Source organism: Pseudomonas sp. MWU16-30316, assembly GCF_020515645.1.
Lineage (GTDB): Bacteria > Pseudomonadota > Gammaproteobacteria > Pseudomonadales > Pseudomonadaceae > Aquipseudomonas > Aquipseudomonas cerasi.
Genome location: NZ_JAIZAZ010000007.1, coordinates 130,551 through 142,789, shown reverse-complemented (window position 1 = coordinate 142,789; position 12,239 = coordinate 130,551). Strand labels below are relative to the sequence as shown.

12 protein-coding genes are annotated in these 12,239 nt (G+C 59.9%); 11 read left to right on the top strand and 1 reads right to left on the bottom strand.

Features of this window, described 5'->3' with window-relative positions:
- The 11 genes from LCH65_RS20965 to LCH65_RS20915 all read left to right on the top strand — a co-directional run bounded on the left by LCH65_RS20965 (window position 1) and on the right by LCH65_RS20915 (window position 10,254).
- A complete protein-coding gene (locus LCH65_RS20965; RefSeq protein WP_003366260.1) occupies window positions 1-618 on the top strand; it encodes an NUDIX domain-containing protein in 618 nt (205 codons plus the stop codon).
- Window positions 609-1,061, top strand: coding sequence for a DUF1249 domain-containing protein (locus LCH65_RS20960; RefSeq protein WP_226439764.1), 453 nt, complete (start codon window positions 609-611; stop codon window positions 1,059-1,061). Before LCH65_RS20965 ends, LCH65_RS20960 begins: the two co-directional genes overlap by 10 nt.
- A gap of 196 nt (window positions 1,062-1,257) precedes the next feature.
- Window positions 1,258-1,665, top strand: a complete 408-nt coding sequence (locus LCH65_RS20955; RefSeq protein WP_226439763.1) for a hypothetical protein — start codon at window positions 1,258-1,260, stop codon at window positions 1,663-1,665.
- The gene (locus LCH65_RS20950; RefSeq protein WP_054081303.1) at window positions 1,656-2,027 is read left to right on the top strand and encodes a hypothetical protein; all 372 of its coding nucleotides are present in this window, start codon (window positions 1,656-1,658) and stop codon (window positions 2,025-2,027) included. The genes LCH65_RS20955 and LCH65_RS20950 overlap by 10 nt, the downstream gene beginning before the upstream one ends.
- Before the next feature lie 87 nt (window positions 2,028-2,114).
- A complete protein-coding gene (gene cpdA, locus LCH65_RS20945) occupies window positions 2,115-2,921 on the top strand; it encodes a 3',5'-cyclic-AMP phosphodiesterase (RefSeq protein ID WP_032609243.1) in 807 nt (268 codons plus the stop codon).
- 88 nt (window positions 2,922-3,009) lie between these two features.
- The gene (locus LCH65_RS20940) at window positions 3,010-3,627 is read left to right on the top strand and encodes a YqiA/YcfP family alpha/beta fold hydrolase (protein ID WP_003366268.1); all 618 of its coding nucleotides are present in this window, start codon (window positions 3,010-3,012) and stop codon (window positions 3,625-3,627) included.
- An 85-nt stretch (window positions 3,628-3,712) separates the two neighbouring features.
- Entirely contained in the window at window positions 3,713-5,617 is a 1,905-nt protein-coding gene (gene parE, locus LCH65_RS20935) for a DNA topoisomerase IV subunit B (protein WP_226439762.1), read from the top strand.
- Window positions 5,614-6,591 (top strand): esterase-like activity of phytase family protein, encoded by a 978-nt coding sequence (locus LCH65_RS20930; protein ID WP_060708602.1) that lies wholly within the window; start codon window positions 5,614-5,616, stop codon window positions 6,589-6,591. The genes parE and LCH65_RS20930 overlap by 4 nt, the downstream gene beginning before the upstream one ends.
- A complete protein-coding gene (locus LCH65_RS20925; RefSeq protein WP_054081306.1) occupies window positions 6,588-7,109 on the top strand; it encodes a TIGR02281 family clan AA aspartic protease in 522 nt (173 codons plus the stop codon). Before LCH65_RS20930 ends, LCH65_RS20925 begins: the two co-directional genes overlap by 4 nt.
- A 10-nt stretch (window positions 7,110-7,119) precedes the next feature.
- Window positions 7,120-9,375 (top strand): DNA topoisomerase IV subunit A, encoded by a 2,256-nt coding sequence (gene parC, locus LCH65_RS20920; protein WP_010439406.1) that lies wholly within the window; start codon window positions 7,120-7,122, stop codon window positions 9,373-9,375.
- Window positions 9,376-9,558: 183 nt separating this feature from the next.
- Complete coding sequence (locus LCH65_RS20915; RefSeq protein ID WP_024661443.1) at window positions 9,559-10,254, top strand: PqiC family protein; 696 nt, start codon at window positions 9,559-9,561, stop codon at window positions 10,252-10,254.
- Window positions 10,255-10,648: 394 nt separating this feature from the next.
- Here LCH65_RS20915 and LCH65_RS20910 read toward each other — a convergent pair whose 3' ends face one another.
- Window positions 10,649-12,193 carry a HAMP domain-containing protein gene (locus LCH65_RS20910; RefSeq protein ID WP_003431947.1) on the bottom strand — a complete coding sequence of 515 codons (1,545 nt, stop codon included), beginning with the start codon at window positions 12,191-12,193 and terminating at the stop codon, window positions 10,649-10,651.
- Window positions 12,194-12,239 lie beyond the last annotated feature (46 nt).

Here is a 12,239-nt window from a genome sequence, read left to right as displayed (position 1 = left end):
ATGACCCAGACCACACGATCTGCACCAAGCGCTTTTGAAACCATAAAGCGTGAAAACTGCTTCAAGGGCTTCTATAAGCTGGACAAGCTGCATGTGCGCCACGAATTGTTCGCGGGCGGGATGAGCAAGGAAATCAGCCGCGAACTGTTCGTTCGCCACGACGCCGTCTGCGTGCTGCCTTATGACGCCAAGCGTGACGAAGTCGTGCTCATCGAGCAGTTCCGCGTAGGCGCCATGAAAAAGACCAACAACCCCTGGCTGATCGAGCTGGTCGCAGGTCTGATCGACAAGGATGAACAGCCGGAAGAAGTTGCTCATCGCGAGGCAGAAGAGGAAGCTGGGCTGAAGTTCGAGGCATTGTGGCCAATCACCAAATACTTCCCCTCGCCGGGTGGCAGCGACGAGTTCGTTCACCTGTTTCTGGGGCGTTGCAGCAGTGAAGGGGCGGGCGGATTGCACGGGCTCGAGGCCGAAGGTGAAGACATCCGGGTAACAGTCTGGTCATTCGATGACGCATTGCAGGCGATGAAAGACGGAACAATCAAGAACGCATCGACGATCATCGCCTTGCAATGGCTGGCGCTGAATCGTGCAGAGATAAGGGGTTTATGGTCGTGAATCCAGTGCGCGAACGCTACCGTGTCGATCTTGCCGGACTGCAGGCTGCGTGCGAGGCCAACTACGCGCGCCTGATGCGCCTGCTGCCCGACATGCGCAACGAACAGCGCTCACGCCGCGTCGCCGTTACCCAGGGTGATCAGATGCTGGGCGTGCTGGCAGTCGAAGTGTTGCTCGACTGCCCGTACACCACCACCTTGCAGGTCTGCCAGGAGCACAGCCTGCCCTGGCTGCCGGTGCCCAAGCTCGAAGTACAGGTTTACCACGACGCCCGCATGGCCGAAGTCATCGGCGCCGAACATGCGCGGCGCTTCCGGGGCATCTATCCCTACCCCAACGCCGACATGCACCAACCAGACGAAAAGGCCCAGCTCAACCTGTTTCTCGGTGAATGGCTGAGCCACTGCATGGCGTGTGGGCATGAGTTTGAAGCGGTGCGCTGATCCATTCGCAATTCTGAATTTTTTATCTCAACCGGCCTCATGACTTGTTTATTCAGTTGTAAATGACTTTGGCCGTCAGTGTTTATGCCTCAGGCATGTAGGTCGTGTCTGAATATATTCAAAGCGAGCAGCGTGTCCTTGAATTTGAAATTCCATGGCTTACATTCGTCATCACTTTCATTTACAGGCATAACGAATGAGCTATTTAGGGAGCCATCTGAATCATTGTCGGGCTGTGCCTTTCAACTGGTACGACACATGGCTTGTAGTAGTAAGCGGTGACGGTCCTAATATCTGTGGGCATGCCTTGTTGAAAGCGGGAGAGTTTTATTTTCATATTGCCGGGTTGGCCGAACGGCCGTACTTCATGAGTGAAACTGATTACGGACGTTATCTCAATGAATCCTCGAAAACAGAGCTGTTCCGTCGAAGAGTACTTCTGAACAAACCCGATGTGGCGCAGCGCAAGCTTGAGGAGCTTAGCGCCAAGCCGTGGCACTGGTTTGGCATCCCCAATAATTGTGTTTCTTATGTCGAAGAGATTTTCAATGCTGGCGGCTCTCGGGAATCCATGATTACCAATTGTCCAGTGAGATGGCGATGATTATCTATCGGGCTTTGATTGGTGGTTTCACTGGACTCATCTTCGGCCTTCTCCTATATGTCGGACTGATAACCCTGACAGGCAGCGCTCTGCGTTGGGAACACTTTCTATATACGGCCATTACCGGAGTGGTCATCGGTATTCTGTCTTTGAGGCTCATGCCGTGGATCGTTCATCTGGCTGGATTGGCAGGAATGATTCTTGGCGTTGTACTGGAGTTTTTGTTGGCGGGATATATCTGGCCTGGAATGCCTTATGAGCGGGTGCTGAGCCATCTCTTGGGTGCGGGACTGGCAGGCATGGTGTCGGCCGGACTTATTGCTTCGATTGTGCTCAAGCACCGAGCGAATCAGCAAATGTGACCAAATGCTCGTCTGCACGCACTTTCCCGGTTTACCCGCCCGTTGCCACATCACATAATCGCGCTGAATCCTCTCTGGGAGACGGTCTTGCCGAGCGCAGCCCTTTCATCGTCAGTTTTGCTGGTGCAGATATCCGATAGCCACTTGTTCGCCGAGGCGGACGAGGCGTTGTTGGGCATGAGCACGCGGGACAGTCTGGAAAAAGTCGTTGATCAGGTGCTGGCCGAGCAGCCGCACATTGATCTTGTGGTCGCCAGCGGCGATATCTCGCAGGACGGCAGTGTCGAGTCTTACGAAGCGTTTCGTCGGATAAGCGGGCGGATCGACGCGCCTGCGCGCTGGTTCGCCGGTAATCACGACGAACTGCCGCAGATGGAGCAGGTTGCGCAGCCTAATGGGTTGCTCGACCCGGTGGTGGATATCGGCCAGTGGCGGGTGACGCTGCTGGATTCGGCAGTGCCCGGTTCGGTGCCTGGTTTTCTCGCGGCTACGCAATTGCAGTTGCTGGAGCAGGCGCTGAGTGAAGCGCCTGAGCGGCATCACCTGATCTGCCTGCACCATCACCCGGTGGCAATTGGTTGTGAGTGGATGGCGCCGATCGGCTTGCGCAATGCCGATGCGTTGTTTGACGTGCTCGATCGTTTTCCGCAGGTTCGCGCGATACTGTGGGGCCATGTGCATCAGGAATTCGATCAGATGCGTAACGGCGTGCGCCTGCTGGCGTCGCCTTCGACCTGCATTCAGTTCGCCCCGGGCAGTGTGGATTTCAAGGTCGACACCGCAGCGCCGGGCTATCGCTGGCTACGACTGCATGACGACGGGCGGCTGGAAACGGCTGTTTCCCGAGTGGTCGGCCTGGAGTTCGAGGTCGATTACGGCGGCACCGGTTATTGATTGGGCTGGCGGATACGTTTCCGGTGAGGTGTTGTCGCGTAAGTCCCTGTAAACTACACGGCTTTGCCTTGCACTCGGGAGCGACAGCGTGACGAGCGACACACCTTCACTGCTATACATCCATGGCTTGAACAGCTCGGCCCTGTCGAGAAAGGCCTGTCAGTTGAGTGCGCTGATGAAGTCTCTGGGTCTGGCTGATCGTCTGCAAGTCCCTGAACTGCATCACCATCCGCGCCAGGCCATGCTCCAGCTTGAAGCGGCTATCACGGCGCTGGGACGGCCATTACTGGTCGGCAGCTCCCTCGGCGGCTACTATGCGACTCATTTGGCGCAGCGGCACGGCCTCAAGGCGGTGCTGATCAACCCGGCAGTCAATCCGCATCAGCTGTTCGACGGGTTTCTCGGCGTGCAACAGAACCTGTACACCGGCGAGCAGTGGCAGTTGACCGAAGACCATATTCGGGCGCTGGCCGAGCTGGAAGTACCCGCGCCGCAGGACCCGCAGCAGTTTCAGGTGTGGCTGCAGACCGGTGACGAGACGCTCGATTATCGTCGCGCCGAGAAGTTTTACCGGGCCTGTGCCTTGCGCATTCAGGCGGGCGGCGACCACAGTTTTCAGGGCTTTGCCGAGCGCATGCCGGCACTGCTGACGTTTGCCGGATTTGCTCCCGATCTGTTGCAGAAGATCGACCTGTCGGCGCTGTAAGTGCGGCAGGTGATGGATGCCCGGTCATATGAATGCAAGAACATTGAACCCCCGAAATTCCATGAAAGATTGATAACGAGAACCCATGGCCAATCCCAGCGCTAGCTCTTATAACGCAGACGCCATCGAAGTCCTCTCGGGCCTCGATCCGGTTCGCAAACGTCCGGGCATGTACACCGACACCTCGCGGCCCAACCACTTGGCTCAGGAAGTCATCGACAACAGCGTCGACGAAGCCCTGGCCGGTCACGCGCGTTCGGTACAGGTCATCCTTCATGCCGACAATTCGCTCGAAGTGTCGGACGACGGCCGCGGCATGCCGGTGGACATCCACCCGGAAGAAGGCGTGTCCGGCGTCGAGCTGATCCTCACCAAGCTTCACGCAGGCGGCAAGTTCTCCAACAAGAACTATCAGTTCTCCGGCGGCCTGCACGGCGTGGGCATTTCCGTCGTCAACGCGCTGTCCACCCAGGTTCGGGTGCGGGTCAAGCGTGATGGCAACGAATATGAAATGACCTTCGCTGACGGCTACAAGGCCACCGAACTGGCGGTCGTCGGCACCGTCGGCAAGCGCAACACCGGGACCAGCGTCTATTTCGCCCCCGATCCGAAGTATTTCGATACGCCGAAGTTTTCCGTCAGCCGTCTCAAGCATGTGCTCAAGGCCAAGGCGGTTCTGTGCCCGGGCCTGCTGGTCAGCTTCGAAGACAAATCCAGCGGCGAGAAAGTCGAGTGGCATTACGAAGATGGCCTGCGCTCCTACCTGCAGGACTCGGTCACCGAATTCCTGCGCCTGCCGGACGAGCCGTTCTGCGGCGGCTTCACCGGTAACAAGGAAGCGGTCGACTGGGCGCTGCTCTGGCTGCCCGAAGGGGGCGACAGCGTTCAGGAAAGTTACGTCAACCTGATCCCGACTGCGCAGGGCGGCACCCACGTGAACGGCTTGCGCCAGGGCCTGCTGGATGCCATGCGCGAGTTCTGCGAGTTCCGCAACCTGTTACCGCGGGGCGTGAAGCTGGCCCCGGAAGATGTCTGGGAACGCATTGCCTTCGTCCTGTCGATGAAAATGCAGGAGCCGCAGTTCTCCGGGCAGACCAAAGAACGTCTGTCGTCCCGTGAAGCGGCGGCCTTCGTCTCCGGTGTGGTCAAGGACGCATTCAGCCTGTGGCTCAACACGCACTCCGAACTGGGGTTGCAACTGGCCGATCTGGCGATCAACAACGCCGGTCGGCGCCTCAAGGCGAGCAAAAAGGTCGAGCGCAAGCGCATCACTCAAGGGCCGGCGTTGCCGGGCAAGCTGGCCGACTGTGCCGGGCAGGACCCGGCGCGCTCCGAACTGTTTCTGGTCGAGGGTGATTCTGCCGGTGGTTCCGCCAAACAGGCGCGCGACAAGGAATTCCAGGCGATCCTGCCGCTGCGCGGCAAAATCCTCAACACCTGGGAAGTGGACGGCGGCGAAGTGCTTGCCAGTCAGGAAGTCCACAACATTGCCGTGGCCATCGGGGTTGACCCGGGCGCAGCCGATATCAGCCAGTTGCGTTACGGCAAGATCTGCATCCTGGCTGACGCTGACTCGGACGGTCTGCACATTGCAACGCTGCTGTGTGCGTTGTTTGTGCAGCACTTCCGCCCGCTGGTCGACGCCGGGCATGTGTATGTCGCCATGCCGCCGCTGTACCGGATCGACCTGGGCAAGGAAATCTACTACGCGCTGGACGAAGCCGAGCGTGACGGGATTCTGGACCGTCTGGTCGCTGAAAAGAAACGTGGCAAGCCGCAGGTCACCCGATTCAAGGGCCTGGGTGAGATGAACCCGCCGCAGTTGCGCGAAACCACCATGGACCCGAACACGCGTCGTCTGGTGCAACTCACGCTGGATGATTTCGCGGCCACCTCGGAAATGATGGACATGCTGCTGGCGAAGAAGCGTGCAGGTGATCGCAAGTCCTGGCTCGAGTCGAAGGGCAACCTTGCCGAGGTTCTGACTTGATACGAGCCTGGCTCGCCGCCCTGATCCTGGTTGCCACGCCGGTTGTCGCTGCGCCACTCGAGGCCCTGAAGCTGCAATCCGAGCACCCGGTAGACGACATGGCCGGTGGCAATCTGTCAGGTCTGGCGATGTGCAACGGCCAACTGTGGACCGTGTCCGACCGTGACGATGATGTGCTGTACAGCCTGGATGTGTCGCAAGACACCTGGAAGGCTCAGTCACATCACATTGACGCACCTGCGCCACAAAGCTATCTGCCGTTGAAGTTGCGTTTCATGGCGGGTCTTTCCGCGCTGATACGCGGTGGCAGTCTGGATTTCGAAGGTGTCAGCTGTGACGCCGCTGGCAATCGCTACCTGGTCAGCGAGGCCTACGGCACGGTGCTCAAGGTTCCGGTCAGCGGTAAACCGGTCTGGCTGGATTTGCCGCAAGCGCTGGTGGATCAGGCGCGCGCTCAGGGCATGTTGCAGCGCTTCAACGCGATTTTCGAAGGGATTGCCGTGAGTCCTGCGGGCGACCGTCTCTGGCTGGCGGCCGAACGCGAGAAGCGTGGCTTGCTGGTGGTGCAACGCGACAAGCAGCAGTGGACCTGCGGGCAAAGCTGCGTGCTGCTGTCCGAGTCCGGTCTGGACGCGTTGCCGCCGGAGCAGGGCAGCAAAAAGGTGTCCACGGATTTTTCCGATGTGTCGCTGTACAACGGCAAGCTGTTCACGCTGGAACGCGCGGTGTACCGCATCTGTCGGCGTGATCTTGAGACAGGGCAGGTCGAGCGTTGCTGGTCGTTCGCCACAGAGGCGATGGTGCCGTCGCGTCGTTACGATCAACCCTACGGCCTGACCGAGGCACTGGTGGTCGACGAGAAGGGCGCATGGATCGGCATCGACAATAACTTCGGTGCACGCGCCGACGGTGAGAAACGTCCGATCGTCTGGCGCTTCGCTGCACCTGAGGCGGGCTGGAGTGCTGGGCAATGAGCGACGTGCAGCCCGGCAAGCGCGCCGGCAAGGTGTTGATGATCGTGGCCTGGGCGGCCGGTTTGTTTCTCGCGACGCGCTTTTTCGGCGATTGGGAAGACCGGCAGCAGAACCCCAACACCGTGGTTACCTCGCAACACGGTGACGGCTATATAGAGGTGCAACTGGCAGGCAATCGTCAGGGGCACTTCGTCACGACCGGCCAGATCAACGGCCGGACAGTGGAATTCATGATCGACACCGGGGCGACCGATGTGGCCGTACCCGGTGACATGGCTGACCGCCTGGGGCTCAAACGTGGCTATCCGGTCACGGTCAGCACGGCCAATGGCAACAGTCAGGGTTTTCGGACCACGCTTGACCGCTTGCAGCTGGGCGATATCGTCCTGACCAATGTGCGTGCCCTGGTGGCACCCGGTCTGGACGGTGAGCAGGTGCTGCTCGGTATGAGTGCAATGAAACAACTCGAATTCACACAGCGTGGCGGCAATTTGCTGTTGCGCCAGTCAACGAAATGATGAGGCCCGCATGAGCGACTCCCTTGACCTCAGCCTGGATGGTGTAGAACGCCGATCATTGGCTGACTTCACCGAACAGGCCTACCTCAACTACTCCATGTACGTGATCATGGACCGTGCCTTGCCGCATATCGGTGACGGCCTGAAGCCTGTTCAGCGACGTATCATCTACGCGATGAGCGAACTGGGCCTGGGTGCCGACGCCAAGCACAAGAAGTCGGCGCGTACCGTCGGCGACGTGCTCGGCAAGTTCCACCCGCACGGTGACTCGGCCTGTTACGAGGCGATGGTGCTGATGGCGCAGCCGTTCAGCTACCGCTACACGCTGGTAGACGGGCAGGGCAACTGGGGTGCGCCGGATGATCCCAAATCCTTTGCGGCCATGCGCTACACCGAGGCGCGCCTGTCGCGTTACTCGGAAGTCCTGCTCAGCGAGCTGGGCCAGGGCACTGCTGACTGGGTGCCGAACTTCGACGGCACCCTGGATGAACCTGCGGTGTTGCCGGCACGTTTGCCGAACATCCTGCTCAATGGCACCACCGGCATCGCCGTCGGTATGGCCACCGATGTGCCGCCGCATAACCTGCGCGAAGTCGCCAGTGCCTGCGTTCGTCTGCTGGACGACCCCAAGGCCACGGTTCCCGAGCTGTGCGAGCACATTCTGGGGCCGGACTATCCGACCGAAGCGGAAATCATCACGCCGCGTGCCGACCTGCTGAAAATCTACGAGACCGGGCGTGGCTCGGTGCGTATGCGCGCGGTTTACCGCATCGAAGATGGCGACATTATCGTCACTTCACTGCCGCATCAGGTATCCGGTGCCAAGGTGCTGGAACAGATCGCCGCGCAGATGCAGGCCAAGAAGCTGCCGATGGTTGCCGACCTGCGCGATGAGTCGGACCACGAGAACCCTTGCCGTATCGTGATCATCCCGCGCTCCAACCGGGTTGAGCTGGACGAGCTGATGCAGCATCTGTTCGCGACCACCGAGCTGGAATCCAGTTACCGGGTGAACATCAACATCATCGGCCTGGATGGCAAGCCGCAGCTCAAAAACCTCAAGACATTGCTCGGCGAATGGCTGACGTTCCGTATCGGTACGGTACGTCGCCGTCTGCAATTCCGTCTGGACAAGGTCGAGCACCGTCTGCACCTGTTGGACGGTTTGCTCACGGCGTACCTGAACCTCGATGAAGTGATTCACATCATCCGTACCGCCGAGCACCCGAAGGCGGAGCTGATCGCGCGTTTCGATCTGTCGGAAATTCAGGCCGATTACATCCTCGACACCCGTTTGCGTCAGTTGGCGCGTCTGGAAGAGATGAAGCTGCGCAGCGAGCAGGATGCCTTGCGCAAAGAGCAGGCCAAGCTTCTGGCGCTGCTGAGCAGCGAGTCCAAGCTGCGCAAGCTGGTGCGTGCCGAACTGATTGCCGACGCTGAAACCTATGGCGACGACCGTCGTTCGCCCATCGTTGCCCGTGCCGAAGCCAAGGCGCTGTCTGAAAATGAACTAATGCCCACCGAGCCGGTGACTGTCGTCCTGTCGGAAAAAGGCTGGGTACGCTGTGCCAAGGGGCACGACATCGATGCGACCGGGCTTTCCTATAAAGCCGGGGACGGTTTCAAGACCTCGTCCATAGGCCGCTCCAATCAGTTCGCCGTGTTCATCGACTCGACCGGGCGCAGCTATTCGGTTGCCGCCCACACCCTGCCCTCCGCGCGAGGCCAGGGCGAGCCGCTGACGGGCAAGCTGCAACCGCCACCGGGTGCGACCTTCGAGTGCGTATTGTTGCCGGAAGACGATGCGCTGTACGTGATCGCGTCGGATGCCGGTTATGGTTTTGTCGTCAAAGGCGAAGACCTGCAAGCCAAGAACAAGGCGGGCAAGGCGCTGCTGAGCCTGCCGGCCGGGGCGAAAGTCATCCTGCCTCGCCCTGTGCCTGATCGTGAGCAGAACTGGCTGGCAGCCGTAACCACCGAAGGCCGTCTGCTGGTGTTCAAGATCAGCGATCTGCCGCAGTTGGGCAAAGGCAAGGGCAACAAGATCATCGGTATTCCGGGCGAGCGAGTAGCCAGCCGTGAAGAGTATGTGACTGATCTTGCGGTGATCGGGCAAGGCGCTACGCTGGTACTTCAGGCGGGCAAACGAACGCTGTCGCTGAAACCTGAAGACCTCGAACATTACAAGGGCGAGCGTGGCAGACGTGGCAATAAACTGCCAAGGGGCTTCCAGAGGGTCGATGCATTATTGGTGGAAAATAGCTGAAAACATTGATCTGGCACCAAGGTTCTTCGTTTTGCCATGAAGTACGATGCATAATCGCTGGAGTCATGGTGCATATTCACGGATGATATGGGGTCTTGGGGTGCATGCGTGGCTCAGTGCCTGCATGGGTCTTGAAAGTACTAATACTGTGGCCTGTCTCTGGACGGCCACCTGGATGGGATGATGAATTTTCTACGCCTTCCCTTGATCCTGCTGATGACTGGCGTTCTGGGTCTGGCTGGTTGCAGTGTGCGCCAGCCGACCGCGCTTTATCAGCTCGATAGTGGTGAGCCTGGTCAGCCGAAACAGAGTAGTGGTCTGGCAGTATTGCTGGGTCCTGTTTCGGTGGCCGACTATCTGCAACGCGAAACACTGCTGCAACGCCAGCCTGACGGCACCTTGACCGCTTCGTCCGATGGGCGCTGGGCGGGCAACCTGTCTTCGGATATCGACCAGTTGCTCTTGCGTCAGCTGGCCTGGAAGCTGGACAGCCAGCGCGTCGTCATGGCGCCTGCGACGGCCAGCTTCACGCCCGATGTTCAGGTCGTGCTGTCCATCACCCGCCTGGACTCCGGTGCCAAACAGCCCGCGGTACTGGACGCGCAATGGCGACTTCTGGACCGCAAGGGTCACGTCCGGGACAGCCGGCTGGTGCACCTGGAACAAGTCCATGCCGGCAGCTCTGCCGATCAGGTCAAGGCTCAGGGCGTGCTGTTGCAGCGCCTGGCTGATCAGGTCAGCACTGCGATCAAACCGATTTCCTGGCAGGCGCTCGACGAGCCGAAAAAAACGCCTGTCGCCAAGGCCAAAGAGCCGGACAAGCCAAGAATTCCACTGGCGTCCCCTATACGCACCGATCTTGAAGTGTTCCGCTTCTAGGGTCGGCCCAACAAAAAGCCCGCAGCGATGCGGGCTTTTTGTTGGGCGCTCATCTGGTTCTCACACCCCGGCGTTCCTGAAGCGCTGCACAGTCAGGATAGGACGCAGAGCGTCCAGAACGGCATTCCCATGCTGGAGCATGGGCACGATGGTGATCTTGCGGACGCCTATCACGCCATACGCTCCGGAACGGCATACCTGCGCTGGCGCAGGGGTACGATGGTGGTCTTGCGGGCACCTATCGTTCCTCACGCTCCGCGTGGGAATGCAGGTCGTGACGCTCTGCGTCACCTGATTGCGCCGGACCAGGTCGGTCAGGATCGGACGTCGAGTGCCCAGAACGGCGTGCCCATGCAGAGCATGGGCACGAGAGAAGAGTGAGCGGAGGAGAAGATCAGGCCTTGTTGGATTCGTGCATGCGCGCCAACTGGCGTTCGAGCATCGAAGGGTAAGGCTCCATCAGGCGTTCTACGCAGCAGGCACCTTCAGGGCTGGCGATCGGGCGGATGCGGGCGCGTTGACGGATCAACGGGTCGTCGTTGATGCGGCGTTCGACCAGCAGCAGGTTGCGGCTGTGCTGAGACAGCGCCAGTGCATCCTGCGCGGTTTCGGTCAGCAACAGATCGATCTGGCTCAGACCGCTCAAGCCTTCGCCCAGCGTCAGGCCCAGTTGCAGTTGCAAGGTGATGCCGCTGTCGGCCACCTCGATCTGCAAGGCATGGCTGAGTGCGCGCAACAGCTCACCGCAGCAGATCGCGTTGGTCAGGTAGTCATCACCGCTTTCGTGGCTGTGGAACAGCATCAGCGTGCTGCCGTCATTCAGCGTGTGCAGCTCGCTTTCATACAGCGAGGCGGCCTGATCGAGGCAGTCGCGGTAGCGTTGCAGCAATTCGGTCAGGCGTGCGCGCGGCAGGCGGCGCAATTGATCCTGCGCACCCAGTTGCACGGCCAGCACTGCACTGTTGTGCGGTTCGACCGGCGCTACCGAGGCAGCCGCCGGGCGAACGGCTGGCGAGTTGTCCGAGTGGTCGCGCAGATCGGCGAACGGATCCTCCTCATCGTCGTCTTCATCTTCCTCGGCAACGATGCGGCGCTGCACCGGTGGTGCCGGCAGGCGCGGTTTTGCTTCGCTGCTGCGTGCCGAAACCTTTGGTGCGGGCTTCTCTTCCGGCTCCAGATAAGGATCTTCGCTGTCGTCTTCCTCGCCGTCATACTCGGGCTCGGGCAGCGGTTCTGGCTCCGGCACCGGCGGCGCGAACGAGGTGCGCAGCTGGCGCGCCAGATCGCCGATTTCATCCTGGCGATCAGTGGCTGGTGTATACGGGTCAATATCCCGCAGCCAGATACGCATCTGCATCAGTGGCGTGGAGATGTGGCGGCCAAGACGCAGGCTCAGCGCCAGCGCCAGGGCCAGCAGGATACCGGCCAGAATGCCCATGCTCTGCAGGCTGATGGTCATCGGCTGCTGGAACTGCGACATGTCGAGGCTGATGCGCAGATGGCCCGCCATCACGTCCTGGAACGTGATCTTGATTTCATACAGACCCTGAGCTTCCCCCAGCAGACCGTTTTTCGGACGCTGGCCGGCCTCCGCGAGGATGCGGTTATCCACACTGTAGATAGCGGCATGCGCTACCAGCGGGTTCTTGACCAGATTGCCCAGCAGCACGTTGAGACTGAGGATGTCGTTGGACACCAACAGCTCGGTAGCCGAGGTGGCGGTCTGGGTGGTCAGGGCCTGCCCCAGCGCATCGGCCTGTTCATGCATGGCCTGCTTGAACTGCAGGCCCATGACACCGGCGTAGATCACCAGCGCCAAAGCGACCAGGATCACGTTATGGCTGGCAATGCGCAAAGCGATCGGTACACGGCGATGACGCAGGGCACGAAAGATGAGCAGGAAGAAATTATCGGTTTTAACGGGCGTGGGCCGGTTCACAGAGCACGGCTCTTTCGGTGAAGTTGTCGCGCAGTATAACGAGCGA

Excerpts from the sequence above, each read along its gene's own strand:
- LCH65_RS20965 (WP_003366260.1), top strand. The coding sequence starts at position 1 with ATGACCCAGACCACACGATCTGCACCAAGCGCTTTTGAAACCATAAAG.
- LCH65_RS20960 (WP_226439764.1), top strand. The coding sequence starts at position 609 with ATGGTCGTGAATCCAGTGCGCGAACGCTACCGTGTCGATCTTGCCGGA.
- LCH65_RS20955 (WP_226439763.1), top strand. The coding sequence starts at position 1,258 with ATGAGCTATTTAGGGAGCCATCTGAATCATTGTCGGGCTGTGCCTTTC.
- LCH65_RS20950 (WP_054081303.1), top strand. The coding sequence starts at position 1,656 with ATGGCGATGATTATCTATCGGGCTTTGATTGGTGGTTTCACTGGACTC.
- parE (WP_226439762.1), top strand. The coding sequence starts at position 3,713 with ATGGCCAATCCCAGCGCTAGCTCTTATAACGCAGACGCCATCGAAGTC.
- LCH65_RS20925 (WP_054081306.1), top strand. The coding sequence starts at position 6,588 with ATGAGCGACGTGCAGCCCGGCAAGCGCGCCGGCAAGGTGTTGATGATC.
- parC (WP_010439406.1), top strand. The coding sequence starts at position 7,120 with ATGAGCGACTCCCTTGACCTCAGCCTGGATGGTGTAGAACGCCGATCA.
- LCH65_RS20915 (WP_024661443.1), top strand. The coding sequence starts at position 9,559 with ATGAATTTTCTACGCCTTCCCTTGATCCTGCTGATGACTGGCGTTCTG.